At 60.7% G+C, this 19,298-nt stretch carries 20 protein-coding genes; 7 read left to right on the forward strand and 13 right to left on the reverse strand.

The features are described from left to right. Positions 1-25: 25 nt before the first annotated feature. Positions 26-1,123, reverse strand: coding sequence for a redox-regulated ATPase YchF (ychF, locus tag SM766_RS10555; RefSeq protein WP_065272349.1), 1,098 nt, complete (start codon positions 1,121-1,123; stop codon positions 26-28). A gap of 211 nt (positions 1,124-1,334) precedes the next feature. Between ychF and SM766_RS10560 the strand changes: the two genes are divergently transcribed. Further along, positions 1,335-1,826 (forward strand): acyloxyacyl hydrolase, encoded by a 492-nt coding sequence (locus tag SM766_RS10560; RefSeq protein ID WP_082996165.1) that lies wholly within the window; start codon positions 1,335-1,337, stop codon positions 1,824-1,826. Positions 1,827-1,921: 95 nt separating this feature from the next. Next, positions 1,922-2,713 (forward strand): tryptophan synthase subunit alpha, encoded by a 792-nt coding sequence (gene trpA / locus SM766_RS10565; RefSeq protein WP_065272348.1) that lies wholly within the window; start codon positions 1,922-1,924, stop codon positions 2,711-2,713. 47 nt (positions 2,714-2,760) lie between these two features. Here trpA and SM766_RS10570 read toward each other — a convergent pair whose 3' ends face one another. Next, positions 2,761-3,999, reverse strand: coding sequence for an ATP-binding protein (locus SM766_RS10570; RefSeq protein ID WP_368947752.1), 1,239 nt, complete (start codon positions 3,997-3,999; stop codon positions 2,761-2,763). Between the two features lie 286 nt (positions 4,000-4,285). On the opposite strand from SM766_RS10570, the gene SM766_RS10575 reads away from it, so the two are divergent. The 5 genes from SM766_RS10575 to SM766_RS10595 all read left to right on the forward strand — a co-directional run bounded on the left by SM766_RS10575 (position 4,286) and on the right by SM766_RS10595 (position 8,656). After that, on the forward strand, positions 4,286-5,452 hold the full coding sequence (locus SM766_RS10575; RefSeq protein ID WP_368947753.1) for an alpha-hydroxy acid oxidase: 1,167 nt from the start codon (positions 4,286-4,288) through the stop codon (positions 5,450-5,452). A 113-nt stretch (positions 5,453-5,565) separates the two neighbouring features. Further along, positions 5,566-6,192 (forward strand): 50S ribosomal protein L25/general stress protein Ctc, encoded by a 627-nt coding sequence (locus SM766_RS10580; protein WP_368947754.1) that lies wholly within the window; start codon positions 5,566-5,568, stop codon positions 6,190-6,192. Positions 6,193-6,347: 155 nt separating this feature from the next. Continuing rightward, the gene (gene pth, locus SM766_RS10585; protein ID WP_368947755.1) at positions 6,348-7,040 is read left to right on the forward strand and encodes an aminoacyl-tRNA hydrolase; all 693 of its coding nucleotides are present in this window, start codon (positions 6,348-6,350) and stop codon (positions 7,038-7,040) included. Positions 7,041-7,113: 73 nt separating this feature from the next. Next, the gene (locus tag SM766_RS10590; protein ID WP_368947756.1) at positions 7,114-8,277 is read left to right on the forward strand and encodes a serine hydrolase domain-containing protein; all 1,164 of its coding nucleotides are present in this window, start codon (positions 7,114-7,116) and stop codon (positions 8,275-8,277) included. Positions 8,278-8,287: 10 nt separating this feature from the next. Beyond that, positions 8,288-8,656: a DUF2237 family protein gene (locus tag SM766_RS10595; RefSeq protein ID WP_368947757.1), complete on the forward strand. Its 369-nt coding sequence runs from the start codon at positions 8,288-8,290 to the stop codon at positions 8,654-8,656. Positions 8,657-8,665: 9 nt separating this feature from the next. Here the strand turns inward: SM766_RS10595 and SM766_RS10600 are convergent, their stop codons facing one another. The 11 genes from SM766_RS10600 to aroA form a co-directional block, all read right to left on the reverse strand. After that, positions 8,666-9,097: a helix-turn-helix transcriptional regulator gene (locus SM766_RS10600; RefSeq protein ID WP_368947758.1), complete on the reverse strand. Its 432-nt coding sequence runs from the start codon at positions 9,095-9,097 to the stop codon at positions 8,666-8,668. Positions 9,098-9,196: 99 nt separating this feature from the next. Then, positions 9,197-9,670, reverse strand: coding sequence for a hypothetical protein (locus tag SM766_RS10605; protein ID WP_368947759.1), 474 nt, complete (start codon positions 9,668-9,670; stop codon positions 9,197-9,199). 200 nt (positions 9,671-9,870) lie between these two features. Further along, on the reverse strand, positions 9,871-10,251 hold the full coding sequence (locus SM766_RS10610) for a hypothetical protein (protein ID WP_368947760.1): 381 nt from the start codon (positions 10,249-10,251) through the stop codon (positions 9,871-9,873). A 225-nt stretch (positions 10,252-10,476) separates the two neighbouring features. Further along, positions 10,477-11,736, reverse strand: coding sequence for a tryptophan synthase subunit beta (gene trpB / locus SM766_RS10615; RefSeq protein ID WP_065272338.1), 1,260 nt, complete (start codon positions 11,734-11,736; stop codon positions 10,477-10,479). A gap of 163 nt (positions 11,737-11,899) precedes the next feature. Then, complete coding sequence (locus SM766_RS10620) at positions 11,900-12,547, reverse strand: phosphoribosylanthranilate isomerase (RefSeq protein WP_368947761.1); 648 nt, start codon at positions 12,545-12,547, stop codon at positions 11,900-11,902. Positions 12,548-12,551: 4 nt separating this feature from the next. Beyond that, on the reverse strand, positions 12,552-12,902 hold the full coding sequence (locus SM766_RS10625) for a lipopolysaccharide assembly protein LapA domain-containing protein (RefSeq protein WP_274838002.1): 351 nt from the start codon (positions 12,900-12,902) through the stop codon (positions 12,552-12,554). Beyond that, positions 12,903-13,187: an integration host factor subunit beta gene (ihfB, locus tag SM766_RS10630; protein WP_065272335.1), complete on the reverse strand. Its 285-nt coding sequence runs from the start codon at positions 13,185-13,187 to the stop codon at positions 12,903-12,905. It abuts the gene before it with no gap. Between the two features lie 282 nt (positions 13,188-13,469). Beyond that, on the reverse strand, positions 13,470-15,032 hold the full coding sequence (locus tag SM766_RS10635) for a hypothetical protein (RefSeq protein WP_368947762.1): 1,563 nt from the start codon (positions 15,030-15,032) through the stop codon (positions 13,470-13,472). A gap of 197 nt (positions 15,033-15,229) precedes the next feature. Continuing rightward, positions 15,230-16,909 (reverse strand): 30S ribosomal protein S1, encoded by a 1,680-nt coding sequence (gene rpsA / locus SM766_RS10640; protein WP_065272332.1) that lies wholly within the window; start codon positions 16,907-16,909, stop codon positions 15,230-15,232. 306 nt (positions 16,910-17,215) lie between these two features. Beyond that, positions 17,216-17,830, reverse strand: a complete 615-nt coding sequence (cmk, locus tag SM766_RS10645) for a (d)CMP kinase (protein ID WP_274835346.1) — start codon at positions 17,828-17,830, stop codon at positions 17,216-17,218. A gap of 21 nt (positions 17,831-17,851) precedes the next feature. Continuing rightward, the gene (gene aroA / locus SM766_RS10650) at positions 17,852-19,198 is read right to left on the reverse strand and encodes a 3-phosphoshikimate 1-carboxyvinyltransferase (RefSeq protein WP_368947763.1); all 1,347 of its coding nucleotides are present in this window, start codon (positions 19,196-19,198) and stop codon (positions 17,852-17,854) included. Positions 19,199-19,298 lie beyond the last annotated feature (100 nt).

Genomic DNA, 19,298 nt, shown 5'->3' on the forward strand with positions numbered 1-19,298 from the left:
CGATCTTCGTGGGCATACCGAGTGTTCAGGTGTTAAACAGGAAATGCAGCACGTCGCCATCCTTGACGATATAGGCCTTGCCCTCGGCGCGCATCTTGCCGGCTTCCTTGGCGCCCTGTTCGCCATTGTTGGCGATGAAATCCTCATAGGCGATGGTTTCTGCCCGGATGAAACCTTTTTCGAAATCGCCGTGGATGACGCCTGCGGCCTGCGGTGCCGAGGTGCCCGCGCGGATGGTCCAGGCGCGGGCCTCTTTCGGGCCGACGGTGAAATAGGTTTCCAGATGCAGCAGCTCGTAGCCCGCACGGATCAGACGGTCGAGCCCGGCTTCGCTGAGGCCCATTTCCTCAAGGAACATCTCTGCCTCTTCGGGGTCCAGCTGGCTGATCTCCTCTTCGATCTGGGCCGAGATAATCACATGGGCATTGCCCTGTGCCGCTGCCATTTCTGCCACTTTGGCAGAGTATTCGTTGCCTTCAACGGATTCGGATTCGCCGACGTTACAGACATAAAGCACCGGTTTAGTGGTCAGCAGCTGCAGCATCCGCCAAGCCTTGGCATCTTCGGCGTCAACCTCGACGAGGCGCGCGGGTTTGCCCTCTTCCAGCATCGCCTGGGCGTCGGCCAGAAGGCGATCCTGCTGCTGGGCCTCCTTGTCATTGCCCTTCAGCTTGCGCACGAGGCCCGCACGGCGTTTCTCGATGCTTTCCAGGTCGGCCAGCATCAGTTCGGTTTCGATGGTTTCAGCATCGGCCACCGGATCGACGCGCCCTTCGACGTGGGTCACATCGCCGTCTTCGAAACAGCGCAACACATGGGCGATGGCGTCCACTTCGCGGATATTGGCCAGGAACTGGTTGCCCAGCCCTTCGCCCTTGGAGGCGCCTTTGACGAGGCCGGCGATGTCCACGAATGTCATCCGTGTCGGGATGATCTGTTTCGATCCCGCGACGGCTGCCAGTTTATCAAGGCGCGCATCGGGCACCCCGACCTCACCCACATTCGGCTCGATCGTGCAGAACGGAAAATTCGCTGCCTGCGCCGAGGCTGTTTTCGTCAATGCGTTGAACAATGTCGACTTACCAACATTGGGCAGACCGACGATTCCCATTTTAAAGCCCATACCGGCCTCCTGATGCCACTTGGGAGCCGCTTCTAGGCAGCATTGGGCGGTGGCGCAAGCGGTCATGGCCCCGCAGCAACCATTGTCATCTGCCCCGGCCGCCCCGTTCACGCCATATCACGGCCGCTATCATTGTCTTGATTTTCCTGTTGCAAACGGACTTCAATACCCATGTCCCGGTCACCCAATTCTCCTGATGCTGAGTGAGACGATGAAATACATTGCTGCCCTGACCGCCGTCCTTTTGTCCGCAGGCGCTGCCGCCGCGCAGGACCGCGAACTATCTGTCGGGATCGGATACTCCGAATTCTCCCGGCCCGGTTCGGAAAACAGCGCGCTTGTGTCGCTGGATTACCGGCACAACGCGTTTTACGAAAAGGGCATCTTTTCCGCCCGTTTCGGTGCTGCCCTGGACGTGCAGGAGACCGGAGACCTCTTCATCGGCGCCGGTGTGGCGGGCAAATGGGATCTGGGCCAATCCTGGTTCATCGAGGCCAGCGTCCTGCCGGGCGCCTATTTCGAAAGCGTGGCACTGAACGATCTGGGGTCAACCTTCGAGATCCGCAGCATGGCAGGCGTCGGACGCAGCTTTGCCAACGGAACCGCCCTGTCGCTGTCCCTGTCGCATAAATCCAATGCCTCGACCGCCGATATCAATCCCGGTGTCAATTCCCTGCATCTGCGCTGGCATTTTCCGCTGTGATCCGGGGCATGTGCTGCAGGGTTGATGTGGCTTGGGATTGATTTCCGGTAGAACATTCGGCACACCAGAGCGGACATCACAAACAAGGCCCGATCATGACCCGCATTGACGCCAAATTCGCCGAGCTTTCGGCCGCCGGAAAGAAAGCTTTCGTCTCCTATGTCATGGCCGGAGATCCGGATTTCGACACCGCGCTGGAGGTGGTCAAGGGACTGCCTGCCGCCGGGGTCGACATTATCGAGCTGGGCCTGCCCTTTACCGATCCGATGGCGGATGGGCCGACCATTCAGCTGGCCGGGCAACGGGCGCTGGACGCCGGGATGACCCTGGAACGTACGTTGCAGCTGGCCGCGGAATTCCGCAAAGGTGACGACACCACGCCGATCGTGCTGATGGGCTATTACAACCCGATCTATAACCGCGGCGTCGATAAATTTCTGACCGATGCCAAGGCAGCCGGGATCGACGGGCTGATCGTGGTGGACCTGCCCCCGGAAGAAGACGATGAGCTGTGCATTCCCGCCCAGGCCGCCGGGCTGAACTTCATTCGCCTTGCGACGCCCACCACCGATGACAAACGCCTGCCGCGGGTGCTGCAGAACACCTCGGGCTTTGTCTATTACGTCTCCATCACCGGCATCACCGGCGCCGCCGAGGCCGAAGCAGGCGATGTTGGACCGGAAGTGGCGCGCATCAAGGCCGCCACCGACCTGCCGGTGATCGTGGGCTTTGGCATCAATACCCCGGAAAAGGCGCGCAACATCGCGTCGATTTCAGACGGTGCCGTAGTCGGCAGCGCCATCGTCAGCCAGATAGCCGCCGGAAAACCGGTGGAAGAGGTTCTGGCCTTTGTGAAATCCCTGTCGGATGGCGCCCACGCCGCCTGACGCCTCCTTCAGAACAACAACCTGATCCGCGCTGCGGATCAGGTGGGTCAGGGTAGGCTGCTCCCGGCAAGCGCGCGCGCCATTGCCGCAACAAGGTCGGATTTGCGGGTTGGTTTGGCCACATGCGCCGTCATGCCCTGCGCCAGATAGCCCTCGATCTGATGCGCCATCGCATTGGCCGAAATGGCAATGATCGGCACCGGCGCACGACCCTCTTCACGTTCGGCGCGGCGGATCTCACGGGTTGCGGCAACACCGTCCATAACGGGCATGTTCACGTCCATCAGGATCAGGTCGGCGCCACCCGCCCGCCAAAGCGCACAGAGCTCGGCCCCATCCGGCAGAATGGTCAGATCCAGATCGAACTCCTTCAGCAGGTGGCGCAGGACCAGTTGATTGGTCAGATTGTCCTCAGCCGCCAGCACCCGCCAGCGGTGACGCTGCAACACCTCATTGCTCCAGTCCAGTTCGTCCTGCGCCGGATCCTCCGCAATGGGTTCGGTGCTTTGCAACACCAGTGAGACATGGAATTCGCTGCCCTCCCCGGCTGCACTGGTGAAATCGATCCCGCCGCCCATTTCCCGGCAGATCTGCTGCGCCACCACCAGACCCAGCCCGGTCCCGCCATGCAGCCGGTTCACGCTGACCTCGGCCTGAGCAAAGGGACTGAACAGTTTCTTGTGCTGCGCCGCGTGGATGCCACTGCCGGTATCCCGGATCCTGAAATCCAGCGCCACGCAGCCGTTTGTTACCTCCCGCGCATGCACGGTAAAGGTTACGGCCCCTTCGGAAGTGAACTTCAGCGCATTGGCCAGAAGATTGCCCAAAACCTGAGTAAGCCGCGTCGGATCCAGTTCAGCCCAGACCTCTTTACGGGCCATCAGCCCGCTCAGCACGCTGGTAAAGGACAGGCCCTTTGCTTCGACCCGGGGGCGAAACTGGCGGCAGAGGGAGTGAAATACCTCAGTCACGCAGGTTGGCATCATCTCCAGTTCAAGCTTACCCGCTTCGACCTTGGAGAGATCCAGAATGTCATTGACGATGGTCAGCAACAGATTGCCGCTGTCAGCGATGGTCTCCAGCGCCTGTTTCTGATCCTCGCGCATGCCGCTGTCCGCGAGAACCTCGGCCATGCCCAGAACGCCGTTCAACGGCGTCCTGATTTCATGGCTCATCACCGCCAGAAAGGCCGACTTGGCCTGGTTGGCCGCTTCGGCCTCCTGCCGAGCGGCCCGTTCCTGCTCAAGTGCAAGGCGCAGATCGGCAATTGTTGCTTTTGCGGGCAACCTGGGTTCGGAATTGCGGTTCACTGTCGAAATGACATGCCTCAATCGGTTCGTGCGTTTCAATAATCGCCCAAACCCATACAGACACCGCCCTGAGCCGGCCTCAAATGGCGCCAGAAATACGGCTACCCTGCAAGATTTCGACGTCTTGTTTTGAAACCTATAGGTTTTCTACAACAAATATACCGTAAAATTTTAGCGACAGACAATTTGCGCAGGCCATCATTGCGCCAGCAGGGTGAAATTGGTAAATAATCCTGACCACCACTAGGGCGAGGACGAACCGGTGCCTGTTATCACCAATATCAACGACCTGAAGCGCATCTACGAACGCCGCGTTCCCCGGATGTTTTACGACTACGCCGAAAGCGGCAGCTGGACCGAGCAGACGTTCCGCGAGAACACCTCGGATTTTGAACAGATCCGCCTGCGCCAGCGCGTGGCCGTTGATATGTCCGGCCGCTCCACCGCCAGCCAGATGATCGGCCAGGACGTTGCCATGCCGGTGGCGCTGGCGCCGGTCGGCCTGACCGGCATGCAACACGCCGATGGTGAAATCAAAGCCGCCCGCGCCGCCGAGGCCTTTGGTGTGCCCTTTACCCTCTCGACCATGTCGATCAACTCGATCGAGGACGTGGCGGAGGCGACCACCAAACCCTTCTGGTTCCAGCTATATACCATGAAAGACGAGGACTACGTGCGCCGCCTGATCGAACGTGCCAAGGCGGCCAAATGTTCGGCGCTGGTGATCACGCTGGACCTTCAGATCCTTGGGCAGCGCCACAAGGACCTGAAGAACGGTCTTTCCGCACCGCCGAAACTGACACCCAAGACCATTGCCAACCTGATGACGAAATGGGCTTGGGGCATCGAAATGCTGGGCGCCAAGCGCCGCGAGTTCGGCAATATCGTCGGCCACGTCGAAGGCATTTCCGACGCGTCTTCGTTGGGCGCCTGGACGGCCGAGCAATTCGACCCCTCGCTCGACTGGGGCAAGATCGAAAAGCTGAAGGAAATGTGGGGCGGCAAGGTGATCCTGAAGGGGATCCTGGACGCCGAGGACGCCAAGATGGCCGCCAAGGTCGGCGCCGATGCCATCACTGTCTCAAACCACGGCGGGCGCCAGTTGGACGGGGCGCTCAGCTCGATCCGGATGCTGCCGCAGATCATGGATGCTGTCGGCGACGAGATCGAAGTGCATCTGGACAGTGGCATCCGCTCGGGTCAGGACGTCCTGAAGGCGCTGGCGCTGGGGGCCAAGGGCACCATGATCGGCCGCGCCTTTGTCTATGGTCTGGGCGCCATGGGGCAGAAGGGCGTGACCACCGCTCTGGAAGTCATCCAGAAAGAGCTGGACACCACAATGGCCCTGTGCGGCGAGCGCAACGTGGCGGATCTTGGCCGTCATAACCTGCTGGTCCCCGAAGGGTTCGAAGGGCGCTGGCAGGACTGATCTCCGGCAGCGATTTTTAAGCTTTGCATTGCGGGGATTCTCCGCTATACGCGCGGCTTCACGCGGGGTGACAGCCTTGGAGGCATCCCGCCCTAACATATTGGAGAATTAAAATGGCTGGAGAGATTCCTGATCTCGTTTGCCAGGAACGTGCGGGGACGGGCAAGGGCGCCGCTCGCGCAGCGCGTCGCGCTGGCATGGTTCCTGGTGTTGTTTTTGGTGGTGACGTCGATCCCGTTGCGATCCAGATCCCCTTTAACGAGCTGTTCAAAAAGCTGAAAGCCGGTCGCTTCAAGTCCACCCTGTGGAACCTGAAGGTCGAAGGTCAGGAAGACGTCCGCGTAATCTGCCGCGACGTCCAGCGTGACGTGGTCAAAGACCTGCCGACTCACTTTGACCTGATGCGCCTGCGCCGCACCACCAAGATCAACCTGTTCATCCCGGTTGAGTTCGTCGGTGAAGACGTTGCACCCGGCATCAAAAAAGGCGGCATGCTGTCCGTCGTCCGCCCCGAGGTGGAACTGGTCGTGACCGCTGGCGATATTCCGGAGAAGCTCGTCGTGGACATCTCCGAGCTGCAGATCGGTGACACCGTCACCATCTCCGCGATTGACCTGCCGAGTGGCGCCAAACCGACCATCGACCGCGACTTCGTGATTGCGAACATCGCAGCACCTGCTGGCCTGGCTGCCTCGGACGACGAGGAAGAAGGCGAAGCGGAAGAAGCCGCAGAAGAATAAGATCCACGCCACATTGGCAGGATCACGGAACGGAGCCCCATTCGGGCTCCGTTTTCTTTTGCCACAGCAAAAAACGCCCATCTGCCCCGGCTCTGGATTTCCGGGCGCGCAGCGGGCATGTATCAGGCAGAGATCTGCAAACAGCGAGAGAGCCCATGAAACTCTTTGTCGGACTGGGAAACCCCGGCGCCAAATACGAAAGAAACCGGCACAATATCGGCTTCATGGCGCTGGACCGGATCGCCGAAGACCACGGGTTTTCCCCCTGGAAGTCGAAATTCCAGGGACAGATCTGCGAAGGCACCCTGAGCGGTGAAAAGGTGCTGCTGCTGAAGCCGCAGACCTTCATGAACAATTCCGGCCAGTCCGTCGGGGAAACCATGCGATTCTACAAGCTGACACCAGCGGATGTCACCGTGCTGCATGACGAACTGGATCTGGCTCCCGGCAAGGCGCGCGTCAAACAGGGCGGTGGCCACGCGGGCCACAACGGGCTGCGCTCGATCCACGCCCATATCGGCGCAGACTACGCCCGCGTGCGTCTGGGCATCGGTCATCCCGGCCACAAGGACGCCGTGGCAGGTTATGTGCTACGCGATTTCCCCAAGGCGGACGAAGACTGGCTCGACGATTTAATGCGCGGCATTTCCGACGGCGCAGCATCGCTGGCCAAAGGGGACGGCGGCAAATTCATGAATGCGGTTGCCCTGCGCACCGCGCCGCCACGCAGCTCCACTTCGCCCAAGGGGCAGGAGAAGCAGGCCAAGGCGGAAAAGCAGGCGGACAAAGCCCCCGAGACACAGGACAACCGCTCCCCGCTTGAGCGTCTGGTGGACAAGTTCAAGTAGGCTGCTTTCCGTTGCGTCCGCTTTGCGCGGGTTCACCCCGGCGGCTAGGCTGACCGTAAAGGGGAGGAAAGACATGCGCAAACTCATGCGGATAGCCGGGCGTGTCCTGGCCATTGCAGCCGTTGTCCTGCTGGCGGCAGGCCTGTGGAAACGGGACGAGATCATGCGCCTTTGGGCGGTGAATTCGCTGTTTGCCGAAGACAGGATCGTGGCAAATTTCTCCAACATGGAGGGCGCCTTTCTGACCCGGCCGGTGTCGCGCGGCGACGGACCCGTCGTGCCCCTTGCCACAGGCGAGGCGATGACCCTGCCCGCCGGAGCGGACGACTGGATCGATGCCCGCGCCGTGACCTCTCTTCTGGTGCTGAAGGACGGGCAGATCCGCCACGAAAGCTATCACCTTGGCACTGCTGAGACGGACCGGCGGATTTCCTGGTCGGTGGCGAAAAGCTATCTTTCGGCGCTGTTCGGGATCCTGCTGGAGGAAGGTGCGATTGCCTCGCTCGACGATCCGGTCACCACATACGCGCCGCTGCTGAAAGGCAGAGCCTATGACGGCGCCAGCATCCGTAACGTGCTCAACATGGCCAGCGGCGTCACCTTTGACGAGGATTACCTGGATTATGACTCCGACATTAACCGCATGGGCCGCGAGATCGCATTGGGCGGGGCGCTGGACCAGTTCGCTGCCGATTTGAAGGACAGCTTCGCCGCTCCGGGCAGCACCTGGCAATATGTGTCGATCGACACCCATGTGATCGGCATGGTGATCCGGGGCGCCACCGGGCGCAGCATTCCGGACCTCCTGTCGGAAAAGATCATCACCCCGCTGGGGCTGGAACAGGCACCCTATTACGTGACCGATGGCGACGGCGTGGCCTTTGTGCTGGGCGGGCTCAATATCACCACCCGCGATTGTGCCCGGTTCGGCCTGATGATCGAACAGGACGGCCGGTACAACGGTCAGCAGATCGTGCCTGCCGACTGGATCGCCGCCTCGACCCGCCCCTCTGCTCCGACCAAGGAGGGCAAGATCGGATATGGCTATCAATGGTGGGTGCCCATCGGCGCCCATGACGGCGAATTCCTCGCCCGCGGTGTCTATGGCCAATACATCTATATCGACCAGGACCGGGACGTGGTGATCGTCAGCACGGCAGCAGACAGAAAATTCCGCGACAAGGGCGTAAACCGCGCTAATATCGAGATGTTTCGACAGATCGCCCGCGCATTATAGGGAGACCCGCATGGAAAAAGACGACAGCATCAATGTTCTGGGAGAGGCGCTTGAGCCCTGCTCCACCGATCCGATGACCGGCTTTTTCCGCGATGGCGCCTGCAACACCTGCGCGGCGGATCAGGGCAGCCACACCGTCTGCACGGTGATGACGGCAGAGTTCCTTGCTTATTCGAAATATGTGGGAAATGACCTCAGCACGCCACGACCCGAATTCCAGTTCAAGGGACTAAAACCCGGCGATTGCTGGTGCCTCTGCGCCGCTCGGTTCCTGCAGGCCGCCGATGAAGGCTGTGCGCCGCGAGTGAACCTGAAAGGCACCCACCAACGGGCGCTCGACGTCGTGCCAATCGACGTCCTGAAGGCCCACAGTGCCTAAGCGCAGACCCTAGCCGTCGTCACTCATCAGATCCTCGATGAACAGACTCAGCAGCTGCGTACGGCCGCTGACCCCGGCCTTGCGGTAGATCGCATTGCTCTGCGCCTTGACCGTGCCGTCCGAGGTTTGGCGCAGCTCTGCGATTTCCGAAAGGCTGAGGCCCTTGAGGGAAAACAGCGCCACATCGCGTTCGGCCGGGGTCAGACCCCAGGCGCAGAACCGTTCCTCTAGGTGATCCTTGAAGGCGGATTGCATCAGGCGCAGGCTTTCCTCGACCGCGCGCACCCGCTGCTGGCTGCGCCGGTAGGCAATCCAGCCCAGCACCACCCCCAACACGAGTCCCAGTGCGGCGCCGATTTCCAGAAATTCGCGGGTCTGCCAGCTGATCGGACGGGACCGTAGCCCCAGCACCGTAAGCGCGATATCGGAAACGAAAAACATGGCGCAAAGACCTTGCACCAATACCAGAACGGGAAGGAACCAACCCGTCTTCATGCGGCTGCCCTGCGTTTGGTCAGCACAGGCGCGTCCGGCCCATGATCAGTCATCACCGTCCCCGCCTTCGCCATCGCCACCTTCACCGGAGCCGCCCTGTCCGTCACCCCCATGACCGCCGTGGCCGCCCGCGCCGGGACCATCGCCGTTGCCGCCATCGTCAGATCCGTCATCCCCGTCTTCGCCGCCATCATCCCCGTCGCTGTCTCCGTCTTCGCCACCAAGGCGATCAAACAGGCTGAAAAGGCCGCTGCTGGCGCTGTCGTCATCCTTGTCTTCGATGTAATCGCGCAGGATCTCACCGGTGCCGGGGTTCACAATGATCTCGCGCTCGGTCCGGTCGGTTGTGGCCACGATCCTGTAGCGGCCAAGGAAAGTCCGCGTCACCACGATCTCGCCATAACCCTGCTGGCGCAGCTGATCGGTAATTCTGTCCGTGAAGGAGTCGGCCAAGGCGACGCCCGGATATGTCAGCAACATGACAAGACCAAAGAGGACGTCGGCGATCCGGCTGCGCATGGGCTGTGTCCTCCTTCGTGTGATTTCAACGGGGCGATGGGTTGCTCTGTGGGACAATGCCACTGATCGGCAGAAAAGCTCAACCGCGGTATCAGGCAGAAAATACCGCGGTTGAACCTTGTGAGGCGCCGGGGGGAAATGGAGCGTTGGGACGGATGCTCCACAGGCGCCTTGGGTGCGCTTAAGGGACGCGCGTCGGGTTAGTCGTGACCTTCACCACCGTTTCCTTCACCACCATGGCCTTCGCCACCGCCGCCGTGGCCCTCACCGCCATGGCCTTCACCACCGTGGCCCTCGCCACCGTGACCTTCACCGCCATGGCCCTCGCCACCTTCACCGTGGCCTTCGCCGCCCTCGCCGTGGCCCTCTCCATGGCCTTCGCCGTGGTCGTCTTCACCCGCATCATCGGACTTCCCATAGGCATAGGCATGCTCGTTCTGGTTCTGATGCTGGTTCTGGTTCTGATAGGCGTGCTCGTAGGAATTCTGGTTCTGCTCGCCCGAGCCTGTATCGGTAGAGGCATAGGTGGTCGCTGCAAGGCCCAAGAGGATTGCGGTGCTGGTCAGAAGTACGCGGTTCATCAGGATCTTCCTTTTATTGATCACGTTGGCGGTGGGTTTTCAGCCGCCTTGACCCAGACTGAACCGCTCGGCCCGGCAAGAACCATTCGACAGAGGTTTAAATTCCGGCCGGACTGCGGTTGGTTTAGGGCGCATAAACCTGGGTTTATGGCGCCGAAAACGAAAAAAAGAGCCGCCAGATGGCAGCTCTTTTCCTGTGTTTGCAGATAGATCAGGCGGATCGGATCAATCTTCCAGATCGCGGCCCTCTTCGGTGTCGGACATGTCAAACCCCAGATGGCGCGCCACCGTGAAGATGTCCTTGTCGCCGCGACCGCACATGTTCATCACGATGATATGGTCCTTGGGCAGGGTCGGCGCGATCTTCATCACATGGGCCAGCGCGTGGCTCGGCTCCAGCGCCGGGATGATTCCCTCCATCGCGCAGGACAGTTGGAATGCCTCCAGCGCTTCCTTGTCGGTGATCGACACATATTCGGCGCGGCCCGTGTCATGCAGCCAAGCGTGCTCCGGGCCGATGCCGGGATAATCCAGACCCGCAGAGATCGAGAAGCCTTCGAGGATCTGACCATCGTCGTCCTGCAAGAGGTAAGTGCGGTTGCCGTGCAGCACGCCCGGGCGACCACCGGTGAGCGAGGCACAATGCTGCATCTTCTCGTCCACGCCCTTGCCGCCAGCCTCGACCCCGATGATGCCGACGCTCTTGTCGTCCAGGAACGGGTAGAACAGGCCCATCGCGTTGGAGCCACCGCCAATCGCCGCAACCAGCGTATCGGGCAGGCGGCCTTCGCCTTCCTGTTCGGCCAGCTGCCAGCGCACTTCCTTGCCGATGACGGACTGGAAGTCGCGCACCATCGCCGGATAAGGGTGCGGGCCTGCCACGGTGCCGATGCAGTAGAAGGTGTCACGCACGTTGGTCACCCAGTCGCGCAGCGCATCGTTCATCGCATCTTTCAGCGTGCCCCGGCCCGAAGTCACCGGAATCACCTCGGCGCCCAGCAGACGCATGCGGAACACGTTCGGGGCCTGACGTTTGACGTCATGGGCCCCCATGTAGACCACACATTTCAGGCCGAACTTGGCGCAGACGGTCGCCGTGGCGACGCCGTGCTGACCGGCACCGGTTTCGGCGATGATCCGGGTTTTGCCCATGCGGCGGGCCAGCAGGATCTGACCCAGCACGTTGTTCACCTTGTGGGCGCCGGTGTGGTTCAGCTCGTCGCGCTTCATATAGATCTTGGCGCCGCCCAGATGATTGGTCAGGCGTTCCGCGAAATACAGCGGGCTGGGACGGCCCACGTAGTTCTTCCACAGATCGTCCATCTCGGCCCAAAAGGTCGGGTCGTCCTTGGCCCGGTCGTATTCCTCTTCAAGGCTGAGGATCAGCGGCATCAGCGTTTCACTGACGAAACGCCCGCCGAAAATGCCAAAGCGACCCTTTTCGTCGGGCCCGTTCATGAAGCTGTTGAAAAGATCTTCGGCCATGATTGTTCCTCTCTGCGCGGCACTGCTTCTGAGTATAGGGCAGCAGGCGACGGGTAAAGAGACACCAGACAGGAATCGCGCCATCTGCGGTAAAGTCACCGGGATGACCGGCCCGAAGCCGGGACGCGGCTCCGGTAGCCGCAAGCCCGTCGCCAATCTGGGCTTAACCCGTTGCGTGCTCCACAAAGGCGCGGATCAGGTCCGCATCCTTGACGCCGGGGGCGCTTTCAACGCCCGAGGACACATCGACCTGACGGGCACCGGTCATCCGGATTGCCTCGGCAACGTTCTCCGGGGTCAGACCACCGGCCAGCATCCAGGGCTTGCGCCAGTATTTGCGCCCGGCCAGCAGGCGCCAGTCAAAGGCAAGCCCGTTGCCGCCCGGAAGGTCAGCGCCCTTGGGCGGTTTGGCATCGATCAGAAGTTGGTCAGCCACATCGGAGTAAATATCAATCTGCGCCAGGTCCGCCGCGTCAGCCACCCCGATGGCCTTCATCACAGGCAGGCCGTAGCGCGCCTTGACCTCGGCCACGCGCTGGGGTGTTTCCTTGCCGTGCAGCTGCAACATGTCCAGCGGCACGGCCTCTGTCAGCGCATCCAGCTCCGCATCGCCCGCGTTGACCGTCAGGGCAACCTTGCACAGACCCACGGGCGCAGCAGCGGCCAGGGTTGCAGCGGTTTCATAGGAAACGTTGCGTGGTGATTTTTCGAAGAAGACAAAGCCTGCGTAGGCCGCGCCCGCGCGCGCCACGCAATCGACGTCCTGCGGCGTGCTGAGGCCGCAGACCTTTACCCGGATGTCAGCAGCCATCAGATCAGACCGCGTCGTCCAGCAGCGCCAGAACTTCGTCCTTGCCTTCGTGCTTCTGCTTTTTCAGCTTCTGCACTTCGCGGGACAGTTTCTTCACCTCGCGGGTCTGATTTCCGACCTCGCGGCGGTGCTTGTGCTCGCGCAGCCATTCCCAGATGAAGCCAATCACCAGACCGGCCGCAACGCCGCCCAGAACCACGACAAACAGCGGCAGGGCGATGCCCGGGTTCCAGCCCACCAGTTCCGCCAGGGCGGTTGGCATCAGCTTCAGCTCCACAACAGAGCGGTTCGCAAGGCTCACAGAGACCAGAATGATCCCAAGCGAAGCCAGGATGGCATACCGAATATAGCGCATTTAAGCCTTTCCGTTCAGACGGTCCCTCAAGAGCTTTCCAGTCTTGAAGAACGGCACATGTTTTTCCTCAACATGGACCGTTTCGCCGGTACGGGGATTGCGACCAACCCGCGCATCGCGCTTTTTCACCGAAAAAGCGCCAAAGCCGCGCAGCTCAACCCGGTCACCCCGGGCCATCGCATCGGTCACTTCCTCAAATACCGTGTTCACGATCCTTTCGACGTCCCGCTGATACAGGTGCGGGTTTTCGTCTGCAATCTTCTGAATCAGTTCAGAGCGGATCATCCTTTCTGCCCTCCCAAGCCAACGCAATCCTTTGTCGAGTGTTCCCGACTATAGGAAAAAATCGGCGCGCCGGGAACAAAAACAGGCGTCGCCAACCTCCTAATCTGAGGAGATTGCACGAAATTGCTTTGTAAAACCAGCCATTTGCTGCCTATAGGGCAGTTTGCCGCCGCCCGGGCCCGGTTTCGCGCCGCCGACGGCCTGCGGCCGGACCTGATTCGCCGCCCGCTCAGGCCCGGGGCCCCGAGGTGTCAAAATCAGCGCGGAAATCTCAGGTTGAGATCAAACGCGCATATCGATTGGCTCCTTGGGGTCCAGTTGAAACATCACCATATCATACTCCATGGGCGCGGAAGACAAGGTATTGCTCCAGTCATGGATGGGCCGATAAAAGTTCTCCGCCTCCGGCACAGTGATATCCACCGTCTTGGTCGTATCCAATGTAACCGCCACGCCGCCACGCAGATTTTTTGCCTCAAGACTCTCATAAAAGGCCGCATTCTCCTCTCGCATCTTAGCTTGACGCTCAACTTCATTAGAAATGACTCGCTTTGCTTCCTCAGGACTGAGCAAGTCGTTGATTTCGTCTTCGCTTGCTGCATACCTGCCTTTAATGGCGATTGCCGATGCCTGTTCATAATCCTTGATGGTTACGGACCCGCCGGCGTGCGTAATGATCAGGTCGTTTCCGTCCTTTTTCGCAGTATATGTTTGAGTGTCGATCTCCAGCATCAATTCGGCGCCGCGCGCGACCTGCACGGTGTCATGGCCTGCGTCACGTCCAACGCTCATCGCCACAGTTCCGCCGCCAATCGAAATCGTATCATTGCCGGTGCCTCCATTAACTGACAGGGTTTCCTGAACCGTAACGGAAATAAAGTCATCCCCTGCCCCTCCATGGATATCCGCCCGGCCAAGATAAGCCGCTGTTGCCTGCCTCACGCGTTCCTCCGCCGTTTCTGCTCGGGTATAGCCAGAGAACCCTGACATCCAATTCAAAGCCGACTTCCCCTCTTGCGTTACAGCTGACGCACCAATTCCAGCATCTACGGATATGGTGTCCTGACCGTCGGCGCCGTAAATACCGCTGACAACCCCGCCACGAATGGCTACGGAATCGTTCCCCTCGCCCGCATGGATGTTCTTTACCAAGTCGGATTCGATCGCGATCGCATCGTTGCCGCCTTTGGTGGACACACCGCTTACGCGCTTGGCCTTGATCGCGACCGCATCATTGCTGACTGTTTTGGAGCGCCACCCGAGTACAAGATTGCCAGATTTGGTTTGCCTAGCGTGCATGCGGCCGTCACGATCCGTGCCTACGGACTCCACCCAATCAGCTTCGATACTGATGGCATCATTCCCTCCCTCTGTGCCAACCCCGCGGACTTTTTTGGCGCTAATGGCAAAAGAGGCTTCATTTTGGGAGGAAATATTTCTGACAGTTTTGCCGCTAACAATGCTCAGCGCATCGGAGTCCGGGGTCTTGAACAAGGCGACAACTGTTCCGCCAAAAGATCGCTCCTGGCCGCCAAGATTTTCCAAGGCCGCCGCCATATTGGCCGCCAGTTTGTGGTATCGCTCCGCGAGAATCTTGCTCTGGGCCGCTTTGCTCCTTCTGGCTGTGGAAGATTCTAATTTTCCACGGGCATTCTCAAAGATTTCGTGCTCCTTAGTTCGATAGTCAATCTCTGCTTTTGCGAGCGAATTTAGCCTGTCCACGCCCCAGGCCGTCCCTTGATCACCCGATTCGACCCGGGCCTGAGCGCCCCTGTCGCTGGCTGAGGCATTAATCAGTGTAAGGGCGGAATTATTGACAATAGAAAGGCCGGAAAATGTGGTCATGTCTCTACTCCTGAAGCTGAATTCGTTCGCCGCAGTCTCAACCAGAGACATTTAGACATCATTGCAACCAAAAGGAGATTGCGTGGGATTTTACTAACCCATACTCCGGACTGTCACCTTTCCATGCCCCAGAACACAGAAAAGCCCCGCAAATTGCGGGGCTTTCCAGATTGTCAGAACAGAGAAATCTCTGAAGATCAGTCGCCGGTCTTCAGCGCTGCGCCCAGGATGTCGCCCAGCGATGCGCCGGAATCCGAGGAGCCATACTGTTCCACTGCTTCTTTCTCTTCCGCGATCTCGCGTGCCTTGATCGACAGACCCAGACGGCGGGTCTTGCTGTCAACGTTGGTCACGCGGACGTCGATCTTGTCACCTACCGAGAAACGCTCGGGGCGCTGATCGGCACGGTCACGCGACAGGTCGGAGCGGCGGATGAAGGACTTCATGCCTTCGTATTCCACTTCGATGCCGCCGTCTTCGATGGCGGTCACTTCGACGGTCACGATCGAGCCACGCTTCACGCCGCCCACGGCTTCGGCGAACTTGTCGCCGCCCAGGGCTTTGATCGACAGGGAGATACGCTCTTTTTCAACGTCCACTTCGGAGACAACGGCCGAAACCATGTCGCCTTTGCGGTAGTTCTGGATCGCATCTTCGCCACGCTCGTCCCAGCTGAGGTCGGAGAGGTGAACCATGCCGTCGATGTCGCCTTCGAGGCCGATGAACAGACCGAATTCGGTGATGTTCTTGACTTCGCCTTCGACTTCGGTGCCCTCGGGGTGGGTCTCAGCAAAGACTTCCCACGGGTTGCGCATGGTCTGCTTGAGGCCCAGGGACACGCGACGCTTGGCGCCGTCGATTTCCAGAACCATGACGTCGACTTCCTGCGAGGTCGAAACGATCTTGCCGGGGTGCACGTTCTTCTTGGTCCAGGACATCTCGGAGACGTGGACCAGACCTTCGACACCGGGCTCCAGCTCAACAAATGCACCGTAATCGGTGATGTTGGTGACGCGACCCTTGTGGACCGAACCCAGCGGGAACTTGGCGCCAACCAGATCCCACGGATCTTCCTGCAGCTGCTTCATGCCGAGGGAGATACGGTGGGTCTCTTTGTTGATCTTGATGACCTGAACCTTGACGGTTTCGCCGATCGACAGGATCTCGGAGGGGTGGTTCACACGGCGCCATGCCATGTCGGTGACGTGCAGCAGGCCGTCAACGCCGCCGAGGTCAACAAACGCACCGTATTCGGTGATGTTCTTGACCACGCCGTCAACCGCATCGCCTTCGGACAGTTTGCCGATGACTTCTGCACGCTGTTCGGCACGCGATTCTTCCAGGATGGCGCGACGGGAGACAACGATGTTGCCACGGCGACGGTCCATTTTCAGGATCTGGAAGGGCTGCTTCAGACCCATCAGCGGGCCAGCGTCGCGCACGGGGCGGACGTCAACTTGCGAACCGGGCAGGAAGGCCACGGCGCCGCCGAGGTCGACAGTGAAGCCGCCTTTGACGCGACCGAAGATCGCGCCTTCGACGCGGGCATCGTCTGCGTATGCTTTTTCCAGGCGATCCCAGGCTTCTTCGCGGCGCGCCATCTCGCGGGAGATGACAGCTTCGCCACGGGCGTTTTCAGCCGAGCGCAGGAAGACTTCCACTTCATCGCCAACGGCGATTTCGGGAGTTTCACCAGGATTTGCGAATTCTTTCAGATCAACGCGGCCTTCCATTTTGTAGCCGACGTCGATGATGGCTTGGCCCGCCTCGATTGCGATGACCTTGCCTTTAACAACGGACCCCTCATCGGGTGTGTCCATTTCGAAGCTTTCGTTCAGGAGGGCTTCGAATTCCTCCATCGATGTGTTCTGAGCCATGTGGTCTCGGATTTCCTTTACATATCTTATTTAGCTGGCCATGCGGTTGTCTCCGCCGGTCTGAATGGGTTGGTCGGTCTGAGATCACGCATCTGAACCGTCTGGAGCAAACAAACACAAAGGGCCGGAGGTTGCCCCGACCCTGCTCAGACTGTCCGTGGTGCGTTTTCGCATCTCTTTCGACAGGGGCCGTATAAGCAGATTCCCCCTTGCTGGCAAGGGGAAATGGACTCAGCATCCCTGTCACGACAAGGATGCGCCCCGGCTACTGGCGGCGGAAACAGCCGCCGCCTCCCCCGTTTCCGGTCAGCCTTGCCGGTCCTTGATCGCCGCAATGGCCGCCGCGATGGCGGCTTCGATGCTCAGATCGCTGGTATCGATCACCACCGCATCATCCGCAGGCTTCAGCGGCGCCTCGCTGCGATTCATGTCGCGTTCGTCCCGGGCCTTCACATCAGCCAGAACGGTGTCGTAATCGCTGTCCGATCCGTTTTCGCTCAGCTCCAGGAACCGGCGGCGGGCGCGGACCTCGGCGCTGGCGGTGACAAAGAGTTTCGCCTCGGCATCCGGGCAGATCACCGTGCCGATGTCGCGCCCGTCCAGCACCGCGCCCCCGGCCCGGCGGGCAAAGCTGCGCTGGAAATCCACCAGGGCCTGACGGACCTCGGCGATCACCGCCACTTTCGATGCGGCCTGGGCCACCTCGGCCGTGCGCAGCCCCTCGGCCTCCAGATCCGCAGCCACAAGGGACCGCGCGGCCTCAAGCGGTTTTTCACCACCCAGCACCCGCGCCCCGACAGCGCGGTACAACAGGCCGGTGTCCAGATGAGCAAAGCCGAAATGCGCGGCGACCGCTTTGGAAATCGTTCCCTTGCCTGCCGCAGCCGGACCGTCGATGGCGATGGTGAAACGGGTGGTCATGCTGCAAAGCGCTCCGAAATCTCAAGCGTGGGTGAACTTGGCGCCAAGCGCGGTCATCAGCGGCTCGAAGATCGGGAAGGAGGTCGCAATCGGGCCGCCATCATCAACGGAGACCGGGTTTTGCGCCGCCATGCCCATCACCATGAAGGACATGGCGATCCGGTGATCAAGGAAACTCTCGCAGGTGCCGCCGCCGGGTACGCCTTCGGGGCCAAGGCCCATCACAGCCCACCAATCGTCGCCTTCACGGACGGCAACGCCATTGGCCCGCAGGCCCCGCGCCATGGCGTCGATCCGGTCGCTTTCCTTGACGCGCAGCTCTTTGACGCCCGCCATCATGGTCTCGCCCCGTGCAAAAGAAGCAACGACGGAGAGCACCGGGTATTCATCGATCATCGAGGCCGCGCGTTCAGGCGGCACCTCGATCCCCTTCATCGAGGGAGAATAGCGCGCCCGCAGGTCGGCGACCGGCTCACCGCCCTCGACACGTTCGTTTTCATATGTAAGGTCCGCGCCCATCTCGCGCAGGGTAGTGAACAGTCCCGCGCGGGTCGGGTTGAGGCCAATTCCCGGCACCAGCACGTCCGATCCGGGCGTGATCAGCGCCGCGCAGACCGGGAAGGCGGCTGAGGATGGATCGCGCGGCACCGCGATCACCTGCGGTTTCAGCTCGGGCCTACCGGTCAACGTGATGACGCGGCCCTCTTCGGTCTCTTCGGTGGTGATCTCGGCGCCGAACCCTTCGAGCATCCGCTCGGTATGGTCGCGGGTGGCTTCCTTCTCGATCACCACGGTCTGCCCCGGCGCGTTGAGGCCTGCCAACAGAACAGCCGACTTCACCTGCGCCGAGGGCACCGGCACCACATAGCGCACCGGCACCGGATCCGCCGCCCCGACGATGGTCATCGGCAGCCGCCCGCCAGAGCGGCCCACCGCCTGCGCGCCGAACAGGGCCAGCGGATCGGTAACCCGCGCCATCGGACGTTTGTTGAGGCTGGCATCGCCGGTGAAGGTCACTGAAATCGGCGAGGTCGCCATAGTGCCCATGATCAGCCGCACGCCGGTGCCGGAATTGCCACAGTCGATCACATTGTCCGGCTCGGCAAAACCGCCGACACCGACACCAAAGACCGACCACTTTCCGCCGCCATGGTTGATTACCTCGGCCCCGAAGGCCTGCATCGCCTTGGCCGTGTCCAGAACGTCCTCGCCCTCCAAAAGTCCTGAGATCCGGGTTTCGCCCACGGCCATGGCGCCAAGGATCAGGGACCGGTGCGAAATCGACTTGTCGCCCGGCACCTTGGCCACGCCTGCCAGCGGGTCGGCACGGTGAGAGGTCATCGGGGTAGGCGTACCGTGTCCGGACATGAAGGCTTCCTTTGTCAGAGTGTCGCGAATGCTTTTGTTTCCGCTATCGGTAACGAATTGCCGTGATCCGGTCCAGCGCCGATCAGCGCAAGATCACGCC

Origin of the sequence: Pseudophaeobacter sp. A-200-2 (assembly GCF_041008815.1) — a bacterium.
In the GTDB taxonomy this organism is placed as follows: domain Bacteria; phylum Pseudomonadota; class Alphaproteobacteria; order Rhodobacterales; family Rhodobacteraceae; genus Phycobacter; species Phycobacter gallaeciensis_A.